Origin of the sequence: Alteromonas sp. B31-7, assembly GCF_015767655.1 — a bacterium.
GTDB lineage: Bacteria > Pseudomonadota > Gammaproteobacteria > Enterobacterales > Alteromonadaceae > Alteromonas > Alteromonas australica.
On the sequence record NZ_CP065233.1, the window covers coordinates 2,918,488 to 2,941,159 of the forward strand.

16 protein-coding genes are annotated in these 22,672 nt (G+C 45.3%); 9 read left to right on the forward strand and 7 right to left on the reverse strand.

What is annotated here, in order from left to right; all coding sequences use genetic code 11:
- The gene (locus IUA53_RS12590; RefSeq protein ID WP_196897211.1) at window positions 1-3,042 is read left to right on the forward strand and encodes an efflux RND transporter permease subunit; all 3,042 of its coding nucleotides are present in this window, start codon (window positions 1-3) and stop codon (window positions 3,040-3,042) included.
- A gap of 25 nt (window positions 3,043-3,067) precedes the next feature.
- Here the strand turns inward: IUA53_RS12590 and IUA53_RS12595 are convergent, their stop codons facing one another.
- Window positions 3,068-3,490, reverse strand: a complete 423-nt coding sequence (locus IUA53_RS12595; RefSeq protein ID WP_044056630.1) for a CBS domain-containing protein — start codon at window positions 3,488-3,490, stop codon at window positions 3,068-3,070.
- A gap of 165 nt (window positions 3,491-3,655) precedes the next feature.
- Window positions 3,656-4,645: a zinc-dependent alcohol dehydrogenase family protein gene (locus tag IUA53_RS12600; protein ID WP_044446805.1), complete on the reverse strand. Its 990-nt coding sequence runs from the start codon at window positions 4,643-4,645 to the stop codon at window positions 3,656-3,658.
- 108 nt (window positions 4,646-4,753) lie between these two features.
- Between IUA53_RS12600 and IUA53_RS12605 the strand changes: the two genes are divergently transcribed.
- Entirely contained in the window at window positions 4,754-5,659 is a 906-nt protein-coding gene (locus IUA53_RS12605) for a LysR family transcriptional regulator (RefSeq protein ID WP_044446803.1), read from the forward strand.
- Between the two features lie 98 nt (window positions 5,660-5,757).
- On the opposite strand, the gene IUA53_RS12610 is transcribed toward IUA53_RS12605, so the two are convergent.
- The 4 genes from IUA53_RS12610 to IUA53_RS12625 all read right to left on the reverse strand — a co-directional run bounded on the left by IUA53_RS12610 (window position 5,758) and on the right by IUA53_RS12625 (window position 10,758).
- On the reverse strand, window positions 5,758-6,318 hold the full coding sequence (locus IUA53_RS12610; protein WP_044446801.1) for a cytochrome b: 561 nt from the start codon (window positions 6,316-6,318) through the stop codon (window positions 5,758-5,760).
- Between the two features lie 225 nt (window positions 6,319-6,543).
- Window positions 6,544-8,610, reverse strand: coding sequence for a catalase (locus IUA53_RS12615; protein WP_044446799.1), 2,067 nt, complete (start codon window positions 8,608-8,610; stop codon window positions 6,544-6,546).
- 292 nt (window positions 8,611-8,902) lie between these two features.
- Window positions 8,903-9,745 (reverse strand): SDR family NAD(P)-dependent oxidoreductase, encoded by an 843-nt coding sequence (locus IUA53_RS12620; protein ID WP_044446798.1) that lies wholly within the window; start codon window positions 9,743-9,745, stop codon window positions 8,903-8,905.
- Window positions 9,742-10,758: an LLM class oxidoreductase gene (locus tag IUA53_RS12625; protein WP_044446797.1), complete on the reverse strand. Its 1,017-nt coding sequence runs from the start codon at window positions 10,756-10,758 to the stop codon at window positions 9,742-9,744. Before IUA53_RS12625 ends, IUA53_RS12620 begins: the two co-directional genes overlap by 4 nt.
- A gap of 304 nt (window positions 10,759-11,062) precedes the next feature.
- Between IUA53_RS12625 and asd the strand changes: the two genes are divergently transcribed.
- From asd to IUA53_RS12650, 5 genes are all read left to right on the forward strand, one after another.
- Window positions 11,063-12,184, forward strand: coding sequence for an aspartate-semialdehyde dehydrogenase (asd, locus tag IUA53_RS12630; protein WP_044446796.1), 1,122 nt, complete (start codon window positions 11,063-11,065; stop codon window positions 12,182-12,184).
- A gap of 86 nt (window positions 12,185-12,270) precedes the next feature.
- Window positions 12,271-14,010, forward strand: a complete 1,740-nt coding sequence (locus tag IUA53_RS12635) for a hypothetical protein (RefSeq protein ID WP_044446795.1) — start codon at window positions 12,271-12,273, stop codon at window positions 14,008-14,010.
- A 195-nt stretch (window positions 14,011-14,205) separates the two neighbouring features.
- A complete protein-coding gene (locus IUA53_RS12640; RefSeq protein ID WP_231401144.1) occupies window positions 14,206-16,740 on the forward strand; it encodes an ATP-binding protein in 2,535 nt (844 codons plus the stop codon).
- 151 nt (window positions 16,741-16,891) lie between these two features.
- Window positions 16,892-19,777 (forward strand): M16 family metallopeptidase, encoded by a 2,886-nt coding sequence (locus IUA53_RS12645; protein ID WP_044446794.1) that lies wholly within the window; start codon window positions 16,892-16,894, stop codon window positions 19,775-19,777.
- 185 nt (window positions 19,778-19,962) lie between these two features.
- A complete protein-coding gene (locus IUA53_RS12650) occupies window positions 19,963-20,979 on the forward strand; it encodes a patatin-like phospholipase family protein (protein WP_196899528.1) in 1,017 nt (338 codons plus the stop codon).
- Between the two features lie 59 nt (window positions 20,980-21,038).
- On the opposite strand, the gene IUA53_RS12655 is transcribed toward IUA53_RS12650, so the two are convergent.
- A complete protein-coding gene (locus IUA53_RS12655) occupies window positions 21,039-21,689 on the reverse strand; it encodes an HAD family hydrolase (protein ID WP_044446792.1) in 651 nt (216 codons plus the stop codon).
- A 195-nt stretch (window positions 21,690-21,884) separates the two neighbouring features.
- Here IUA53_RS12655 and IUA53_RS12660 point away from each other — a divergent pair, with 195 nt between their 5' ends.
- Window positions 21,885-22,121: a hypothetical protein gene (locus IUA53_RS12660; RefSeq protein WP_044446791.1), complete on the forward strand. Its 237-nt coding sequence runs from the start codon at window positions 21,885-21,887 to the stop codon at window positions 22,119-22,121.
- Between the two features lie 46 nt (window positions 22,122-22,167).
- Complete coding sequence (locus IUA53_RS12665; RefSeq protein ID WP_156141757.1) at window positions 22,168-22,599, forward strand: hypothetical protein; 432 nt, start codon at window positions 22,168-22,170, stop codon at window positions 22,597-22,599.
- Window positions 22,600-22,672: the final 73 nt, after the last annotated feature.

A 22,672-nucleotide genomic window follows, 5' to 3' on the forward strand; every position in this document is an offset into this window, starting at 1 on the left:
ATGGATATCGCACGTTATTCTATTGATAAGCCAGTAAATATTTGGCTTATGGTGGTCATATTATTGCTTGGCGGTTTAATCGCTATGGCGAATATCGGTCGGCTTGAAGACCCTGCTTTTACCATTAAGCAAGTCAAAGTATACACATCTTACCCTGGCGCGGGCGCTGAAAAAGTGGAGCGGGAGATTACCGAACCATTAGAAATTGCTATTCAGCAAATGTCGCAATTAAAAAAGCTAAATTCCGTTTCTTCTCCCGGCCTATCTGAAATTACCGTTGAGGTTGAAAGTAACTTCGACAGTCATGAACTGCCCCAGATTTGGGACGAATTACGCAAGCGACTGAGAGATGCCTCTAGCGCGCTACCCACAGGCGCACAAGACCCTGTGGTGTACGATGATTTTGGCGATGTATATGGGCTGTATTACGCGCTCAGCGCGCCAGATTTTAGTACGCGGGAACTTCGTGAGTTTGCGCGTATTATCCGCCGTGAACTACTCACCACAGAGGGCGTCGCAAAGGTCACAGTAACCGGGGTACAAACTGAACAAATTGTTGCCTATATCGACCCTTATCAATTAGCCGGGCTTGGCATTTCCTTTCCTGATTTAACCTCACTTTTTGCCGATAACTTACGCCCCTTTAACGGCGGTCGAGTTAAAGTCGACGAAAAAAATGTACGTTTAATCGTTGAGCGAGCGCCCGACAAACTTGAAGAAATTTCAAATTTATCGTTAGTGATCCCGGGGACAAACCGCTCAATTCGCGTGGCCGATGTGGCAACCTTAAAACTTGAGCCTGCAGATATTCAACCTGTGTATATCCGTTACAACGGAGAAGAAGCGCTCACTTTAGCGGTGTCGGCGTTAAACGACGTCAATATTGTTGATGTTGGAAATCAGGTGAATGCCAAGGTTGAGCACCTTTTGAAAACCCTACCCGTGGGTATCACTCTTACGCCGATTTACGATCAAGCCTCTGTGGTGGATGAATCGGTAGATGGATTTATTAGTAACCTCGTAATGTCGGTGGTGGTGGTTACGCTAACACTGTGCCTATTTATGGGCTGGCGCTCTGGTGTAGTGGTAGGCATGGTGCTACTAGTCACGGTTATGGGCACGATTTTAATCATGTGGTTAATGAATATTCAGCTACAGCGGATTTCACTTGGTGCTATGGTCATTGCCATGGGTATGCTTGTGGACAATGCCATTGTAGTGGCTGAAGGCATGATGATTCGAATGGCCACCGGCGGAACCGCAAAGTCGGCAGCAAGCTTTATTGTAAAGCGAACACAGTGGCCATTGTTGGGAGCCACCGTTATTGGTATCGCCGCGTTTTCTGGCATAGGCTTGTCTGATGATGCCACAGGTGAATTCCTCTATTCATTGTTTGCCGTGGTCATGGTGTCACTCTTAATGAGTTGGGTGCTAGCCGTAACGCTGGTGCCGGTTTTAGGCGCCTACTTCTATCGTAAAGGCATGCAACAGGTTGGCGACGATAAACCTACCACCATGCAACGCTGGTTTACGGGCGTACTAACACAAGCACTAAGGCTTCGCTGGGTAACCATTGCCGTACTCACTCTAATTACCGTGGTGGCCTATGGTAGCTTCGGTATGGTTAAGCAAGGTTTCTTCCCGCCTTCCAATGCTCCTATTTTCTTCGTTCACTACTGGGGGCCGCAAGATAGAGATATTCGCGCCACAGAAGCGAAGGCGAAGTTGGCAGAGCAACGGCTGCTCAACCAAGAGAATGTCACCGCAGTAACCACGTTTATAGGGCAAGGTGCAGATAGATTTACGCTAACCTATGCCCCCAAAAGTGCCAACGAAAACTATGGCTTCTTTATGGTACGCGTCAATGCGTTAGAAAACGTTGCTGGGGTTGTGTCCAATTTACAAAATGCGCTCAATGATATTGATTTAGACGCCAACTTCTACTTTGAACGCATGCAGTTTGGTCCAGGCTCTGGCGCGAAATTAGAAGCGCGTTTCTCTGGTCCTGATACCGAAGTATTACGCCAACTCGCTGAGCAAACGAAAGGCCTGATGATGGCCGATGGCGCGATTAAAGACATACGTCACAATTGGCGTGAAAAAGGGGTGGCGATTAACACCCATTACGACAATTACAACGCAGGGATTGCGGGGGTGTCACACTCTGACTTCAGCCAAACAGTACAATACGCCAGTAACGGTTTATCCCTGGGTACCGTACAAGATGGCGACTATGCCTACAGCATTGTCGCAAAAATGGCTCGACCTGATGATGCTGATTTACAAGCCATTAGAGAAAGCCAGGTTTGGTCGTCTCAACAGCGACAATATGTTCCTTTCGCGCAGGTGTCTAGCGGGCTAGAAGTGATTACCGAGGAGTTACGTATACACCGTAAAGACAGAGTAAGAACAATTACAGTGGAAGCTGAACCCGGCGACAATGAGACCGCTGCAAAAGCTTTTGCGCGAATTCGCCCCGTTATTGAAGACATCGAGTTACCACCCGGCTATTCGCTGGAATGGGGAGGAGAATTTGAAAGTTCTTCAGATGCGCAAAAAGCATTGGGCGCAGGATTACCCGCAGGCTTCTTAGTCATGTTCATTATTTCTGTGTTGTTGTTTGGTCACGCTCGTCAACCACTCATCATTTGGCTGGTGGTGCCCATGGCCATTGTGGGTGTGGTTGCAGGGTTACTCGCCACAGATATGCCATTTGGCTTTATGTCATTGCTCGGCTTCTTAAGCCTGTTCGGCATGTTAATTAAAAATGCCATAGTACTCATTGAAGAAATTGACCTTCAAATTGAAGAAGGGCGAGAAATTCGTAAGGCAATTGTGGAAGCAACGCTCAGTCGTTTGCGGCCGGTTTCCCTTGCGGCTGTTACCACCATTTTGGGTATGGCGCCATTACTCTTCGATGCGTTTTTCGCCGATATGGCTGTCACCATCATGGGCGGCCTGACGTTTGCCACAATACTCACGCTAATTGCGGTACCCGTGCTATATAGCATATTGTTTAAGGTAAGTTACCGAAAGGCCTAAAAGAAGAATGACGAACCGCGGTGTGTTAGGCTTTTTTCGCCTGCACCCGCTGTTCCATAAATGCCATAACATCCCGCCAAGACACCATTCCTACTGGCTGCTTTTCGGCATTAACAACAGGAATACAAGATATTTTGTGATTGTTGAACAGATGAATCGCATCCACTATTTTATGCTGTGGCGACAAGGTGATGACTTCACGCGTCATGATTTGATGCGCCCTTCTATCTAACGTAGCTCTATCTCTTTGCTTTTCGCTGATAGTATCTACAAACGGGCTGATATTTTTAAGCAGATCACGGTCTGAAATAATGCCTTCAACACGGTTATTTTGCACCACTAATAAATGGTGAAACCCCGTAGCATCGAACAGCTCCCTTAGCGATTGAATACTATCGTCTAAGTGAACACTCACCACGCGGGTAGACATAATTTCAGCTAAGCTCATGAAGCTTCCTTTTGCCTTTAAGCACTTAAATAAATGATTCATGCGTGTGACCGCGTATTAAAATTAGCAAGAATCGTCTTTACACGCAAAAATGCCTGCTTACCGTTAAGTAAGCAGGCGAAGGGCGCGTTGGCCAACAAGGGCTGCGCGACGGGAAAGAAACCGTTATGGTACGCTAATAACAATCTTACCCATTACCTGACCGCTAGCGAGGCGGTCGTGGGCTTGGCTCGCTTCTGACAATGAAAATGCTTGATTATCAAGCACGGGCGCTAATTTCCCTGCATCTGCCATCTGGGCAAGTGTAGTGAGTATTTCGCCGTGGGCACTGCGGTTATGGTTATGAATCATTGGAATAAGCATGAAGACAACATGCAAACTTAATCCGCTGAAATGAACGGGGGATAAGTCCGTCTCTAGCAAGGAAACCGTGGTAGATACTTGGCCATTTAACTTTGCAGCAGCAAAAGAGTTTTGTAAGTTCGGCCCACCCACGGTGTCGTATACCACATCAAAGCCTTTACCTTGTGTATGGGCTTGTACGTAGTCTGACACTTCTTCATTTCGGTAATCGATATACGTGGCGCCTAATTTTTCAATAAGCGCCGCCTGCGCCTCAGAACCTCCAGTGGCATAAACATTTGCACCGAAAGACCGCGCTATTTGAATCGCGAGATGCCCAACGCCACCCGCGCCACCATGCACCAGCACTGATTGCCCTTCTGATGCCTGTGCTCTGGTTAAACCTTCGTAGGCTGTAATCCCCACTAAAGGAATGGCGGCCGCTTCACGCATAGAAAGAGACGTAGGCTTGTGAGCAATAAGCTGTGCATCTGCTAGCATGTATTCTGCCATCGCGCCCTGCAAGTCACCAAGGCCACCGGCGCAACCGTATACTTCATCGCCAACCTTAAAGCGTGTTACGCCTTCTCCAACTTGGTCAATAACACCGGCGAAATCCATGCCCAGCACACCTGGTAAAGCAGGTGCAAAAGGTAAGTCTGTGCCCATTTGTCGAATCATCATATCAATTGTATTAACACTAGTGGCTGCAACCTTTACCACTACATGCCCAGGCTTAACATTCGGTTTTTCAAGTTCTGCGGATGTAAATACGTCAGTGCCGCCAAAATCTTCAATAACTGTCGCTTTCATAGGGTTCGCCTCGTTGAAGTAAGTTCAGGTACTATCATAGACACTAGCCAGCCACATGATAATTAGGGTATAAACACATTCTGTTTATAGGTTTTATTGATAATTGACATGAATATCGACCATCTCAAGCTATTTGCTCGCATTGCTAACACCCACAACATTAGTGTGGCGGGTCGTGAGCTGAATATTTCTCCCGCCGTTGCTAGCGCGCATATCAACAAATTAGAAGAGACATTGGGCGTGCGACTTATCCATAGAACCACCCGCAAGGTTTCATTAACCGACGAAGGAAAGGTCTTCCTGCCCCACGCGGAAGAGGTGCTTACCAGCATTGAAGTTGCGCAGGCGGCGGTGGGTGTGGGGGCAGATACACCACAGGGTACCTTAAGGGTGACCGCGCCGGCATCTTTTGGACGTATGCATTTAGTCCCCGCTATGGACGAGTTTTTATCGCGCTACCCCGACTTAAATATAGATTTTCGGTTTAGCGACAGTATTTTAGATGTGGTTGAAGGCGGTTTTGATGTCGCCATTCGAAATGCTGAACTTAAAGACTCGAATCTGCACGCCAGAAAACTGGCCGAGGATAAACGGGTAATTGCAGCCTCACCTGATTATATCAAAAAATACGGCGAGCCTAGCAGTATTCACGAACTTAAAAATCATGCTGCGGTCAATTTAACGGGGCTAGAAACCTGGGAATTTAAAACGCCCCAAGGCGTAGTAGGCATTAAGCCGAAGAACCGTTTGAGAATGGACAATGGAGAAGCGGTTCGAGACGCATGTATTGCGGGAAACGGGCTAACATTAACCGCCACCTGGTGCAGTTACCCTTACCTGAAAGATGGGCGATTAATTCAGGTGCTAAAAGATACCCCTTTAGCCTCCCAAAGTGCGCTTTGGGCAGTCTATCCTAGTAATCGTCTACTTGCGCCTAAAGTACGCTTGTTTATCGACTTTCTTATTGAGCGATTTAAAGGCACACCTTATTGGGATAAGGCACTTTTTGACTGAAGTGGGGATACATTAAGGGGTATCAATGAAACTGGATGAAGCCCCATTTTACCCCTTACTTACCCTTTCATACATTGGATAAATTTACCACACGCTGGCTAAATTTGCTTACCTAGCATGCGTTTTAACGTACCGTCTTTGTCCACCAAGTGATGTTTAAGCGCACCGGCAATATGCAGCACTAACGCTGCAATAAGGGTATAACCTAAATAAAAGTGAATAGCCGAACCTAGCTTTGACAGCGCGTAGTTTATGGGTAAGGTTTTCTCAGGATCTTCGACACTAAAATTAGGCGCAAAAACTTCTAAACCAAATACGTCCAACCCATGGCCGCCAAGTACCGACCCCATTAATCCGGAAATGGGCATAAGTAAGGTACTTACAATCAATACCCAGTGCACCACCGTCGCCAGAGTGTGCTCCCAACTGGCATATTGACCTGCCGGTGTAGGCCAACCATTCTTCATACGCCAGACTACACGTGCTAATGCCACGAACAGCAAAATAAAGCCCGTTGCTTTATGAATAGGGAATAGCGAATACACGCCCTCTTCGGCCATATAAATGCCGGTTGCGAGCATACCTATTATGGTTAACCCAACCACCCAATGAAGTAGAAGCGTCACGGGTGAAAACTTTGTTGCTGAATCGTACTGCATGTATCCCTCTGATTATTAACAACCTAAAACAGGAGTAAATAGTATAGCCTTTTAACCAATGAGGTGAGCAATAAGTTTTCGTCACTGACATCTTTACGCATTCTATACTGAATTACGTCAGTTGATTGCTGCTCTACTCATACTAAAAGGAGCGCACAAAAAGTGCGCTCCTTGTCTCACTGATGGTAGTAAACCCTAGCTAACAAGGGTTTACTGGCGGATGACTTATCGTTGCCAGAAACGAATATTACGCAATGAACCGACAAACTCATCAGCGCTGACGTTTTCAAGATTAATAAAGCCATCGTCCATTTTACTCTCAAGCCCTGTGGCTTTAATTAATGGCAGCGCCGACTGGGTGTAGCCAATGAACTTGTTATGGGCAAAAGCGTCCGAAACGAAATCTTTTGCTTCAGGCTTTTCAGCAAGCATATTGGCACCCTTTTCAGAGACGAGCAGAAGGACGGCGTCATAAAGTACCGATGGGCCACCATCCACTTTTTGCTGCGCGTCAACCTTCTTACCTTTATCACAGGTGACACCACCAATTTGCGGCGCCACAACTTCATACATGGCACCTTCACTGTCTAATGCCGCGGTGACATTTTCCAAAATACTGCCGTCTAAATCGTCACTGACTAAGATACCTAATTTTCTGCCTTTAAAGTTTTGAGGCGCATTTTTTAAAATACTTAACGCATCAGAAGCTGGTAGGTCGTCACGGGTAGACATCGCTGCTTCAGCAGGTTCGGGCATTTCAGCTAAGCCAAGGGCTTCGGCAACGCCTTCTGCCAGTGATTTGTCCACATTTAACAAGTGGGACACCATACGCTCACGAATAGGCAAATGCTCGACTTTCGACAACTCGAATGCGAAAGCATCACGCATATGCATTTGCTCCGTCTCCGTTTGACTAATGTAGAACTGGCGCGCCTGGCTATAGTGATCAGCAAAGGTTTCTGAACGATGACGTACCTTTTCACCCATAACCTCTTCATGATGAGATTTAAAACCGTGTTCAGGGCACGCTCGAGGGTTATTTTCATCCCCTGCCCAAGAGTTGGGCTCGTAATTCGCTCGCCCCTTTGGATTATGCATAGCCATGTGACCATCTTGCTGGAAATGTCGCATAGGGCATTTAGGCGCATTAATAGGCAAGTGCGTAAAGTTAGTACTACCTAAGCGCTTAAGTTGGGTGTCCAGGTAAGAAAAATTCCGCCCCTGCAGTAATGGGTCGTTAGTAAAATCAATGCCTGGCACTATATTTTGGGTACAAAATGCCACTTGCTCCGTTTCTGCAAAGAAATTATCTACCACCTTGTTAAGTACCATTTTACCCACGATTTTTACGGGGACTTGCTCTTCGGGTATCAGTTTGGTGGCATCAAGCACATCAAACTCAAAGTTATCTGCGAATTCTTGATCGAATACCTGCATGCCCAATTCCCACTCAGGGAAATCACCTGCAAGAATAGCATTCCACAAATCTCGGCGGTGAAAATCAGGATCTGCACCGTTTATTTTCAGTGCCTCATTCCACACTACCGATTGTAAACCTTGTTTTGGCTTCCAATGAAACTTCACGTACTTCATTTCGCCTTTGGCATTGATTAACTTAAAGGTGTGCACACCGAATCCTTCCATAAAGCGGAAAGAACGTGGGATAGCGCGGTCTGACATTGCCCACATCAACATATGCGTTGACTCTGGGCTTAGGCTGCAGAAATCCCAGAAATTGTCGTGAGCGGTTTGTGCCTGCGGGAAGCCGCGGTCAGGTTCTTGTTTGGCTGAATGAATAAGGTCGGGAAATTTGATGGCGTCTTGAATAAAGAAAACCGGGATATTATTACCGACAAGATCCCAATTACCTTCTTGCGTATAAAATTTTACCGCAAAGCCTCGCACGTCACGGGCTAAATCTGGTGAACCTTGGTTGCCTGCTACCGTGGAGAATCGTGTAAATACCGGTGTTTTTTTACCTTTGGTTTGGAAAATATCAGCACAAGTAATGTCAGACAGTGACTCATACGTTTCGAAATAGCCATGTGCCCCATAACCTCTGGCATGCACTACCCGTTCAGGAATTCTTTCATGGTCGAAATGAAAGATCTTTTCTCGCATAACGTGATCTTCCATCGTTGTGGGCCCTCGAGTGCCCGCCTTCAATGAATTTTGATCGTCGTGAACCGGGCATCCTTGCGCTGTCGTCATTGTAGGGTAGTCATCTCCCGCCTTTTGATGAAGCTCGCCGCCTTGTCCTTTATTTCCATTGTACTTAAATGATTCAGCCATGATAAATCCTTGTTGGTCAAAAATAGAACACACATAACGCAATGAATGAATGTTATGTTTGCAACATATCAGCAAGGACAATTCCACATTAAAAAACCATTTAAATCATTAACTTATTCAAGTGTAAAGATTGTATGAATAGCAGAGTTACAATATAACGGAAAATTTTACAGTCGGAGATTTTATCAAGATTAGTCGATAAGAACAGACAGGATAAGAGGACCTGCGGAAAAAACGCGTGCCTGTGCACGCCCTTTTCCCTAAAAATAAGCAACAACAATCACACTCTGTGTTAAGTGGCTTCCACGTAGTGTTTATCTAACACGGCGTGAAGACTAGATATCAATGCAGTCCGATTGTCTTGACTTAGTGCAAACCCGTGAGGCGCAGCGAACCGACCCGCGTCATTATCAAAATAGGCCCCTTTCACCTTGGCAAAATCATCGTGCAATGCGGCTTTCACAAAAATTTCAGCGCCCTCTTTAAGATTACCACCTGCAATGCCGTACGCTTCTTTTACCATTTTACTGCCTAGTAAGGATTTAGGGTTCACGCTAATAAAGCTAGGCCCAGTTTCACTGTATTTTTCACCTAAAAATTGGGTGAACATGGTAAGGGCTAGCTTACTTTGGGCATAAGCTAAACCATCGCTTAAGCTTGGCGGTGCGCCCACAAGGTTAACGTCTACTGGCGCTTGAGCAGCCGACGATACATTAATCACCCGCCCATCTTCAGGCATTAAGGAGAGAAGCTCAGTGGAAAGCACATAAGGAGACAGCGTATTCACCATGAAACGTACATCTAACCCCTCACCTGTGGTGGGGTTTGACGTGACAAATACCCCAGCGTTATTAATAATGACATCTAGCTGCGACACACTACTTTTTATCTCATTAACGAGTCCCCGCAAGTCGGCGAAGCGACTTAAATCCGCACACAGCGTTGACACATTTAATGAATCCAGCTGGCCTTCTTGTTCGGGCTTAGCATACTCATCCATTAGCATCTGCTTCACCTTGTGTAGCTTGTCAGCACTTCGACCATGCAACAGAATATGGTGCCCTTTTTGTGCAAGCATCTTGGCAGTTTCAAGGCCTATACCATCGGTTGCCCCTGTGATTAAAATTGTTTTCATGCGTTTGCTCCTTGGCAACTGGTTAATGCCTGGCCTGACTCAGTGTGAATAGTAAAATGAGGCAACACAACTTCGGCGAGTTTCGCCAGTGTGTCCTCAACGTTTGCTCGATTAAACCTTAAGTTAAACGCCACATGATTTACGCCACAGGCCTCCAGTGATTTAAGATAAGAAAGAAGGGCGTTCACGCCACATCTCACACCTAAATGTATAGGTGAAATGGGGGCGTCATCCTGTGCTTCTATGTCAATGTACAAAGGTTGCATTACAGGCTTATTGTAACGACACACCTCACTCACTCTGCTTCTGAAGCTTTCAATAACGTGCCCTTGAATTTTGGGGCTTCGCGGGTAAGTAATTAAGCCATCTAGATGTTTGGCTCCCCAATTCGGAGTTTGCTGAGACCCACCGGTAATTAACATGGGGAATCCCCCTTTTGTGGGCTTCGGTAGAAGATCTAGCGAACCATCGAGTTTACCAAAGCTATTCTCAATCTGTCCGAACCCTTTTAACGCCAGACGAATATATTCAATGCTTTCGCGAAAGCGCTCTCCCCTGTCGTCGAAACCCCGATTAATTGCAGGATATTCTTCTGGCCTGTCGCCAGAGGCAACGCCTAGTAACAAGCGTCCGTCACTTAACACATCAACGCTTGCTGCGGCTTTCGCTACCTGTGCAGCGTGGCGCTGGGGCAAGACTAATGAGGCAACCCCCAACGCAATGTCTTTACTGGCAACGGACAACGCACCGAGATAAACAAAGGGGTCAAATACCTGCCCTGCATCCCCAAATGAAGGCACATTAAATAACACGTCTCGCAACCAAACGGCTTTAAACCCTAGTTGTTCTGCCAACTGCACCCTTTCAATGTGCTCTTGCATGGTAGGCACTGGCCCATACGGATAAGACTCAATAGGCACAACTAAGCCTAATGTCATCGCGTTTTCATTAAATGTAGTAGAAAACCCACGATTAAATGCAGCGAACCCTGTTGTGTTTGTAGATGAAGTCATAGGCAAGAGAAACCGTGTTTGTTGTCAAAGAACCAATACCAGCAGTTTATCAACACACTAAATGAAACATAATAAGACGTATTAAAGAAGCAGTTTCAACGAATACTTTATAATCCAAGCAACTTTCACATTCACTTATATCCTCAAAGGAATATTTATAAAAAGCGTCTAGCCAGCGTATTAATTTATTTATAGACTGCATGCATAAAAATAATGCGACAGGCATAGCGTTGGTGCGCTTTTTTTGATTCTCAGGTTTGCACCAACATACATAGGTTTACGTTGAAAGAAGGTTTCTAAGTTAATGTCTCAACAAAAAGTAGGTTTAGTGGGCTGGCGCGGTATGGTTGGCTCTGTATTAATGCAACGAATGCAAGAAGAGCAAGATTTTGCCCACATTGAACCCACATTTTTCACCACCTCGCAAAAAGGGTTACCTGCACCTGATATTGCCGGTGCCCAGGCAGGTGTATTAGAAGACGCCTTTGATATTGCAGCACTTAGTCAGCAAGATATTATTATTACCTGTCAAGGTGGTGACTACACTAAAGCCGTTTACGCAAAATTGCGTGATGCTGGTTGGAAGGGCTATTGGATTGACGCAGCGTCGGCACTGCGCATGGCTGATGATGCGATTATTGTCCTTGACCCTGTTAACGGTAACGAAATTAAGCATGGCATAGAACAAGGTGTGCGCACTTTTGTTGGAGGCAATTGCACGGTTTCACTTATGCTTATGGCGCTAGGTGGCTTATTTGAAAAAGACTTGGTTGAATGGGCGTCACCCATGACCTACCAAGCGGCTTCTGGCTCAGGTGCTAAGCATATGCGTGAACTCATCAGCCAAATGGGTGCCATTCACTCGGCTGTAAAAGATAAAGTCGATGACCCTGCCACGGCGATATTGGATATAGACCAGCAAGTTGCCGAATTTATTCGCAGCGATGACTACCCAAGCGATCAGTTTGGCGTTCCTTTAGCCGGCAGTCTTATTCCGTATATTGATACCCAGTTACCTTCTGGGCAAAGTCGTGAGGAATGGAAGGCACAGGCGGAAGCAAACAAAATTTTAGGCGCAACTGAGAGCCCCGTACCTATCGACGGTATTTGTGTGCGTGTAGGCGCCATGCGTTGTCATAGTCAGGCCATTACCTTGAAATTAAAGCAAGACCTTTCGGTTGAAGAAATTGAAACCTTACTTGCTGAACACAACGAATGGGTGAAAGTCATACCTAACGATAGAAATGCCACCATGGAAGAGCTAACGCCAGCGAAAGTCACGGGGACCTTGTCCATTCCCGTAGGGCGTATTCGTAAATTAACGATGGGCCCGGAATACATTTCTGCCTTTACCGTTGGCGATCAGCTGTTATGGGGTGCTGCCGAGCCTCTTCGCCGGATGCTACGCATTATACTTGGTAAATAGTTGTTCTTGTAAAGGCTCCAGTTGGAGCCTTTTTCATGTTTTCGCGTGCGGTAAATAGCGTATATAAATAAGGATGTTTTCCAAACATGGAGCCCAACTACGAAAAATATAGCCTTGATGAACTGTACGATGCCCTATCACACATAGATAAAGCCGCCTATCCTGAGCGCGAGAAACGGATTCAAGACAATATTAAAAAGCGACAGCAAAGCGCATATTCGCAGCAGTTACACACCTCTATTGAACCACACGTTATCACCCCCTCCCCCTATCAAGATGAGAAGCAAGCGTCAAACTGGATTGCCAAATATTGGAAGGGACAGTTTTCGTTACCGATAAGCTATTGGCTGGTGGGTATTGCTATCAACCTTTTCATTTTAGCCTTTGGCGCATTGGTAGAAAATAGAATAGAACACGCAAACAGCCGGTTAAGCTTGGGTGTATTTATGCTATCACTTTACGCCGTGATACTGCCGTTAATCACGTGGCAAACCGTGGGCATTTATCGCTCAGCTAACAGGCATCCATACCGCGGCGGCTCTATGTTGTGGGCGAATGTCGCCAAAGCCATAATCATCATCAGCACTATTGGTTATATCATCAATATATCGACAACGGGTATCCCCGTTCTCAAAGAGTCATATTCCCTCATCACCCAACATCAAGAATACCCAGAACTTCATTTCAGGTTACTTAATAATGAAACTGAGCTTGAGTTATACGGGGGCATTGAGGTAGGCAGTGAAAAGCAACTTGAAGCACAATTAGATGCCCACCCTAATATTAAGCTTCTGCACTTGCACAGCATTGGGGGGCGTATGCTAGGTGCAATAAGGCTTGCGGGTATTGTTAAACAACGAAAACTTGATACCTACGTTAAAGAACGCTGTGCATCCGCCTGTACCGTAGTTTACTTAGCAGGTGTGAACCGCCTCATTGGCGAAAATGGCGAGTTGGCCTTTCACGCTGCTGGTATAGGTGGCACTTCTACCCACAACAACGAAGCCCTTAGCAGTTCGCTTAAAACACAATATATCAATGCTGGCGTACCCAAATGGTTTTTAGAAAAAGTGCTGGCAACACCGAATGAAGATTTATGGATCCCTGACCATAACGACTTACGTAAAGCGAAAATCATTACCCAAGTTGTGAACAGTGCAGAGTATGGATTTAGTGGCTTTGGCAGCGACGAAAACATTACAGAAGAAGCGATAGAGCAAGGGCTGCTTACCCACAGCTACATGAAAGCCATGAAAAAATTTGACTCTGAGACTTACGAAAAAGTCATTGCTATTAATAGGCAAGTAATGAGAGAAGGCGGCACAATGAATAGGGTGTCTGTTGCCATTAATCAACTTCTACAAACGCGCATTAATCATTACCTTGCTCACGCAAGTGACGAAGCGGTATTGTACTACTGGCAGACTATCATTGCACAAATGGTAGCCTTACGTACTCACTCCCCTCTTGCCTGTGCCTCGTTTGCCTTTCCCAGCGACATTCCATTGCAACATCATTATGGAAACGAAGGCACCCTACCTTCGGCGCTTATAGAACAAGAACTCGACGCAATGGCTGATTTAATAGGGAGCTTTTCTCCTAAACCTGCGCTTTTAAGTGATGAAGACAAACAAAATTACATTAACCGGGTGGTGAAAAATATGAAGCAAGAAAATGCAGACTATTTCGAGGTTATTCAAGCGCCTGCTGATTATTTGTCAGATCCTGAAATATTGTGCTCAGCGTCAATTTCATTAAACAAGCATTTTGTGGCGTTTAAGCCAGAAGTGAGCGGCGCTCTGCTAAGAACCATTAATACGCTCTAGGTTAAGTTAACGTTTTGCGCTATGGTAAGCGCAATGAGTGTATAGGTTATTCGTTATATAAGACGTATAATCAAACGTAAGCAAAAACATTGCTGGCGTACGAACACAGAAACACCCGTGTTATTAAGCTTTTCATATGGCCTAGTGAGACATCAACGTTAACTTAACGCTTTATATAATAAGAATCATGAGCGCATGACTATGTATCGGGTTTTACTATTTACACTGACAATATCATTCTATTTTTGTGCACTACCTATCCAGGCTAACGCCTCAGATAAAACCAATGTACACGCTGAACTCGCGCAATTTGAGGCTCGATTATCGAATGAGCGCCCAATGCCCATTGGGGAAATTACCGAAACCCTCGAGGCAAAGCTAAATGCCAGTGATTATTCTCTAGAGGAAAAACGCCACCTCGGAGCACTGTATACCGCATTAAAATTACGTTTACATCACACCCCTTCAAAACCCATTTATGATTTACTTTCCCGCCTAGCGGATAACTCCCCCTCGGGCATGAAAATTAAACTCGGTTTGGCTCGAATAGATGGGATTAATGCCAAATACGACAGTGCTTATACCTACTTTGGGGAATTAATTAACGCCGATTTTAATGACAAAGAAACCAAAGCGTACGCCCTTGCTTATCTCATTTTAACTTACAATGAGGCACAAGTTTTTGCCTCCAGCGCGGAGTTGCTTAATACCTTAGAAGAGCTAAGTCGAGAACTTGCCTCGCCAAAACTTACCGCGCTTTATTATTATATGTTGGCTGATTACAACCATTCTATTCAATCTTATGACATTGCCTATAACTACTACAAAAAATCGCTGGCACTTGCGCAAGAGCATCACTTTTGGGTGCTGATCAGCGATAATTTGTACGTTATTGGCATTCTTTTTAGAAACCAAGGCCAGTACGAAAAAGCCATTAGTTACTTTGAAAAAACCATCGAAAACGACAAGAACATAGACATGAGTTACTCAGAGTACCTCGCTTTGTACGGCATGGCGTCTACCTACTTTAGAACCGACGATATCGACAAAGCACTCGCCCTGGCAGATAAAGTGACCTCCCACCCACTAACGGTCTCATTTTACGACAGCGAGATATACCGACTTAAAGCAAAGGCATTATTGAAAGTAGACCGATTAAAAGAAGCCAGAGAAGCCCTTGATATGTCTCGGGCTATGTACAACGATTATCGCACCGATGAGAAAACAACATGGCGTGCCGATTTAGAAAAGTTAGCCGCTGAAATCACCGCTAAAGAAGGTGATTTTCAAACGGCTTATTATGAATACATTCAGTTTCACAACGACTACGTTGAAGCCAAAAAGTATGAAGAGCTAGAATTACTGGAAAGTGCCGATTTAATTAACCAAATTGCGCAGCAAAAAGAACGCGCCTTGCAATTGGAAGCTCAAAACCAAGCCTACTTGTCGATGCTTGAAGCCAAAGAAGCCGCACAGCAAACCCAAAAGCTCTATACCCGCTGGCTCATTGTTTTCGTGGTATTAACCCTGCTGACGTTAGCGACCATATTGGTGCTTTTCAAAAAAGCCAAACAAAGCAATGCACTCACCGCATTAGCCAAAGAAAAGGCAGAGCTTCATAATCGCTTAAAAACCGAATTCATTTCAAACATAAGCCATGAAATTCGTACCCCGTTAAATGCCATCATTGGGTTTGGTCAGGTCTTAACCGAAAAACTTCAAGATAAAGACACAAAAAAACTCACCAACCAAATTGTTAATTCATCTGAGATGCTGCTTCAATTGATTAACGATTTGCTCGATTTTTCAAAAATTGAAGCGGGCAAATTGGCATTAGATTACGGCCCCTACAACCTACGGCATAGCTTGAAAAAACTTGCTGACATTTTTCATGCTCAGGCTGCGAACAAAGGGTTAGCGATTGTTTTCAATATTGACAAAGCGTTACCTAAACAACTGATTTACGATGAACTACGCGTTAAACAGGTGCTTGCTAATTTAATTAGTAACGCAATAAAGTTTTCAACCCAGGGCCATATTGAAATTGGTGTACACGTTATTAGGTTAACTGAGCAAGACTGCACGTTGGAAATTTGGGTTAAGGATCAGGGTATAGGCATTAGCGAAACACAAAAGGAAAACCTGTTTCAGCCTTTTATACAAGCAGAAAGCTCTACCGCCAGAAAATATGGCGGTTCAGGGCTAGGACTGAATATAAGCAACAAACTGTTGCAACTCATGAATTCACAAATAGCCGTTGAAAGTGATATTGGAAAGGGCTCGCGCTTCTCTTTCACTCTTACCTTACTTACAGCGAATCAACACACACCTTTACCTGTGGATAAGCCAGCTCCTGTTCTCGAATTTTCGAAAACCCACGTATTATTAGCTGAAGATAACGATATTAACGTTGAAGTTATCCAGGCTATGTTAGCGGCAACCAACTTACAAATAACCCGTGTAAAAGATGGCAACCAAGCTATTCATGCCTTCGCCGACAAGGGGTTTGACATTATTTTGATGGATATTCAAATGCCCGAAATGGATGGTTACGAGGCTACACGGGTTTTACGACAACAAATGGGCGTTACGCACCCGATAGTGGCGTTAACCGCCAATGCCATGCAACAAGACATAGACGCGTGTTTTAGTGCAGGTATGGATGCCCACATAAGCAAACCTATCCAAAAAGAAAATTTAATGACCGTGCTACAGCGCTTTTTGCAATAACCACAGCCCGCGTATGTGAGCATTTCCCTCTCTATTTCACACTTTGTAACAAACCTCTATGCGGCTATAGACCAAAGTGCAACATTGCAACTAGGCATCTTTATTCCTCGCTGTTATATTGAACAGTCGGGACAATCTAATAAAGACAACAATGACGACATCTTCGCTATTAAAACTTTCAACCTTACTGATAGGCGCAAGCTTACTCGGTGCTTGCACAAAACCTGAACAACCATCCGCGACCAACTCTACAGAACAGTCCGCACAAGAATTTGTTCTAAATTATGAAAAGATTACCCTTGATAACGGGTTAGAAGTGGTTTTGCACCAAGACAAATCAGACCCGGTAACGGCCGTGGCGCTCACGTTTCATGTTGGTTCTGCTCGGGAAATAGAAGGGCGCACAGGCTTTGCGCATTTATTCGAACACTTGCTGTTTTTAGAATCAGAAAACTTGGGTAAAGGTGGCTTAGATAAAATGAGCTCACGCATTGGCGGTTCTGGCGCTAACGGCTCTACGAGTAGAGACCGTACCAACTACTTCCAAACCGTGCCAAACGACGCGTTAGAAAAAATGATTTGGGCTGAAGCAGACAAGCTCGGCTTTTTCATCAATACCGTGACAAACGCTGTTTTATCGAAAGAAAAGCAAGTGGTCAAAAATGAAAAACGCCAAAGAATAGACAACCGCCCTTATGGCCACGCAAATTATGTTGTTGATAAAAACTTGTACCCGGAGGATCACCCCTATAACTGGCAAGTCATAGGCTCGTTAGAAGACTTACAAAATGCCACACTTCAAGATGTGAAAGACTTTTATAAAAAGTGGTATGTGCCGAACAATGCGACCTTAGTTATCGCAGGCGACTTTGACGCAGAACAAGTGAAAGCCTGGGTACATAAGTATTTTGATGAGATTCCCCGCGGTGAGGAAATCAAGCCACTTGTCGACAAGCCCGCGGTGCTTACCGACAGCAAGCTTCGTATGTACGAGGACAACTTCGCGCAACTGCCTGAATTACGAATGGTTTGGCCAGGCGTCGACCTTTATCGTAATGACGCCTATGCGTTGAATGTTCTTAGCCAGTATCTTTCAGAGGGTAAAGCAGCGCCACTAAACAAAATATTAATAGATGATAAAGCCCTTACCTCCAATGTTTCCATGTACAGCAGTGACTCTGAAATTGCCGGCGAAATTTCCATTATTACGCGCGCCTATCCAGGTACTGATCTTGATGATGTAAAGATGGCCATTGAAGAGGCATTCACTGAATTTGAAGAAAACGGCATCAGTGATGAAGACTTAGCCCGTATCAAAGCCGGTATAGAAGCTTCGTTTTACAATCGCTTATCTAGCGTGTTAGGAAAGGCCTTTCACTTAGCACAGTATAATATCTTTGCAGACGACCCAGGCTACGTGAACGAAGACATTAAGAAGTTTCTTGCAGTGAGCAAAGACGACGTTATGCGTGTTTACCGCCAGTATATTAAAGACAAGGCATTTGTCTCTACTAGCTTTGTTCCCAAAGGACAGGGTGAACTTGCTTTAGAGGGGGCTTCGCCGGCGAACGTGGTAGAAGAAGCGATTGTTGCAAATACAGAGGGGGAAACCTTTGAACTGCCCGCAGACACAGAGTATGTCAAAACCCCGTCAAGTTTTGACCGCAGTATAGAGCCAGCGTATGGTGAAACGCCCACCCCACCGGTTCCTGAAGTATGGCACACCGAGTTAAGTAACGGGTTAACCTTGTATGGCATTGAAAATGACGAACTGCCTCTGGTGGAATTTACGCTGCAGATTGACGGTGGCTTAAGTGCGGAAAGCATGGACACCGCCGGTGTGGCTAACTTGCTTGCCTCAGTGCTAGAAAAAGGTACTGCGACAAAAACCCCTGAAGAGTTAGAAAGCGCACTGGCTATGTTGGGCGCGAGTATTGATATTTCAGCCAATCGTGAATCTATTGTGGTTTACGGCAATACCTTGTCTAAAAACTACCAATCTACGCTTGCACTCGTCAAAGAAATGTTGCTTTCCCCTAGATGGGACGAAAAAGAGTTTACGCTGGCAAAGCAAAGCACGCTAAGCACCATAGCCCAACAAAAAGCTAACCCTAACAATATAGCGGATAACGCATTTGCAGCCTTGCTCTATGGTGAAGATCATATCTTCTCTTTGAACCCAATGGGTAATGAAAGCACGTTATCGAACATTACCATGGACGACCTTAAAGCCTATTACGCTAAATATATTGCCCCAAACCTTACCCACGTCCATGTTGTGGGCGCAGTATCTTCAGAAACGGTGATAGAGACAATGAAAGGTTGGGTGGAAGGCTGGCCTACGAAAGCGGTAAACCTACCTGAGCTTAAGGTCGCTAATACCCCTGAAACATCCAAAGTGTACTTTTATGATGTGCCTGGCGCGAAACAATCGGTGCTGCGTTTTGGCTACCTCGCCATGGCCGAAACCGACGAAGACTTCTACCCTGCCACAGTAATGAACTACAAATTGGGAGGCGGTGGTTTTGCGTCACGTTTGACCCAGTCGTTACGCGAAGGTAAAGGTTACACTTACGGTATTCGCTCGGCGTTTAGTGGTTCGGATATCCCTGGCCCCTTTATCATTGGAAGTGGCGTACGCACCAACGTCACCTTCGAGTCTGCGGCCCTAGTAAAAGAAATTTTGACGCTCTACCCTGACACCTTCAGTGAAGAAGATTTAGTCAATACGAAAAGTTTCTTCCTGAAAAGTGCAGCCAGACAGTTTGAAACTGCCAATGCGAAGTTGTCACTACTACAGAAAATGAGCCGCTATGGCTGGCAGGCAGATATTGTTCAAACCCGCCAAAATATTGTACAAAACATAACCATAGAAGACATTCAGCAGTTAGCGACCACTTACGCAAACCCTGACAAGATGATTTGGTTAGTGGTTGGCGATGCTAAAACACAGCTTCCCAGGCTAGCAGAACTGGGCTTCGGCGAGCCTATCCTCTTGAATGCAGATAACGCTAGCATGTCGTCCTCAAAAGAATAGAAACCCTTCTGACAAACAGCGGAAAGTCCATTTTCCGCTGTTTGCATTTCCCTATCACACCGATTCATTCTTTCAATTTTTCCCACTATTCACTGCTCTATATACTTGTCGTCTTCACATTAACGTTCGACGAGGCAAAATTCGTGCAGTTAACATTAACGTCTACAAGGCAGTTTTCAACACAGATAGCCGCCAATGAAAATACAGTCAAAACCGCGCTCATTGCAGAAGGGGGTGGTCAGCGCGGTATTTTCACAGCAGGCGTATTAGATGCATGGTTGTCTCATCAATACGACCCTTTTGACATACTTATAGGTACATCGGCCGGTTCTCAAAACCTAACCAGCTTTTTGTCACGGCAGAAAGGCTACGCTAAACGCCTTATTCGCGGCTTGTCTCGCCACAAGCGCTTTTTCCACGTGGGAAGAAGCCTACTAGGCAGACACATTGTTGACTTAGATTGGTACTTCGACAAAACCAAAGAAGCTAACCGACGGTTAGATTTTGCCACTGCTGAACACAATGCCAAACAAAGAGAAGTACTGTTTACCGCAACCAATGCGCGTAATCGAAAAGCCTACTATTTCAACCCACTAGCCAAGGCAAACCATTGGTTAGAGGTGATAAAGGCCTCCAGTGCCCTTCCCTATTTATATAAGCAAGGTGTGCCCCTAGTGACCGAAGGGTGTTCAGACACGCAAAAACCGAATACTGACTTTTATTTAGACGGTGGGTTAGCGGCGCCTTTGCCGGTGACTGAAGCGTACAAGCGCGGCGCGCGCAAGATTGTCGTTATACGTACGGTGGATGAGAAATTTCAAGCGCAATCAGCATGGTTAGCAAAAGTGAGCGCCCTAGTGTGCGTCTCTGGCCACTGCCCTAAAACCATCGATTTTTTACTGCAGCATAAGCAGGCATACCAACGAGAATTGGCGTTCTTGGCTAACCCACCCAAAGACGTGGAGATCGTTCAAATTTTCGCGCCAGAAAAGTTGCAAAGCAAACTACTTGGCAGCACCGATGGCGATTTACGCTTCGATTACAATTTAGGCGTCAAAGCAGGATTAAGCTACCTTAATCAGTATACAAAACCGCTATCTCAAAAGCGCACTGCGTCGTCTACGGATGAATTAACCGCCATGGTGAGTAGCAGGGCCACGGCGCGCGCCCAGCAGCAGAACGACCAAGCGCTAGCACAGTAGCCAATAGATGAAGTGACGCTGACGGTAGCGGATTTAGGTTCATTTAACAGCCAAATTTTTTATGACTGTCCAATTTCTTGGTTTAACCAGTCGAGTAAACAGGCATATTGTGCGCGAGCGGCAGAAAAGTCGTGGTGGGACGATAAAGGGGTAGGAATAGCCACACACGCCACTCCGGCCGCTACCGCTGACGCTACACCAAAACCGGTATCTTCAACGGCCACAGCCTCGTCTGCGCTAAGCTCCATGAGGCGAAGCGCCTTAAGGTAGCAATCTGGCGCCGGCTTTCCTGTCGCTACATCATCCGAAGATACAACGCATTCTACCCACTTTGATAGCCCGTAGTCTTTGAGCGTGCGCGCTACTGAAGCCCTGGCCCCGCCGGTAACGATAGCGACCCGTATGCCCTGCTGATAACACTGCCACAGCACCTCTTTTGCGCCGGGCATAAGCGGGAACGCTTGTGTGCTTAAATAATCTAAAGTCAGGGCTCTACGACCTTCAAACAGCGCTTGTGGCGTAAGGGGTAGATTGAATGCTTTGATAATGTCAGGGGCATTTTCACGCACCGATACACCAGCCATTTGTTCATTGTAATAATCGCTGGTTATGCTGACGCCGTAGTGTGATAAAAAGCGTTGCCACAAATCAAAATGGATGGCTTCAGAATTAATTAACGTCCCATCATGGTCGAACAGCACGGCCTTCATAAAAATTGCCCTTATTTAGCGATAACATTAAGAGTTCATAAGTGAATTTTGTCCACAGAGTAGCATTTTTCTAGTATAAATATTAAACCAGAAGCGCTATTCTAATCTCAGTATGTGGGCCGCAAATTCAATTCCGGTGTCCACCGATGCAAGCACGCTTTTTATGGACGAGACAGTGGGTAACAGGAACAACCAATGCCAATAAAAAAATGGGCCGCTCAATACAGTATCGCCTTTCCAATTATTTTCGCTTTATTGGCTGGAATTCAGTATTTAAAAGGCCAAACTCTCGGTTACTCTGTGGAATTCGGTGTCATTTGGACAGTCATTTCACTCTCCATTTTTGCCGCACGCCGTGCATATAATTTTCGCAAAAACATTGCCTGCCAAGTATGTAACGATATTCCCAACCAAAACGAAAACCAACCCTAATCGAAGGGATGGGACTTTGTACATCCCCCTAAAAACAAGGACACTTATGATGAGAATTCGAGTTTTAGCATTGCTGTTGCTGAGTTTTAGTCACTCCTCATTCGCTTTTGAGGATGAAATAGAAACGTTTTTTTCGCGGTATGAAGCAGGGAAATTTAATGAAGCCGTAGACGCCATTTATTCCACCAACAAGTGGATGGACCAAAAGTCTGATGATATACACAATGTAAAAATACAACTTCAGAATTTAAATAGCTTAGTGGGTGATTACCACGGCAAAGTTAAGTTAGGGGAGCACGAGGTGGCCGACAGGCTAGTATATGTAAGCTATATGGTGCTTTATGAACGACAACCAGTGAGACTAGAATTTATGTTCTATCGCCCCGTGAATGACTGGATCATTTATTCGTTCTCATTCGATGATGAAATAGACGGCGAACTTGTCACTGCGGGAAGAGAGAAGATTGTAGGCTTTTAAAAATAAGCCAAATGACTTCGCCACCACGTAAAAAAGGGGTCAGAGTCTGAGGGATCCCCACGAATTTAATTTC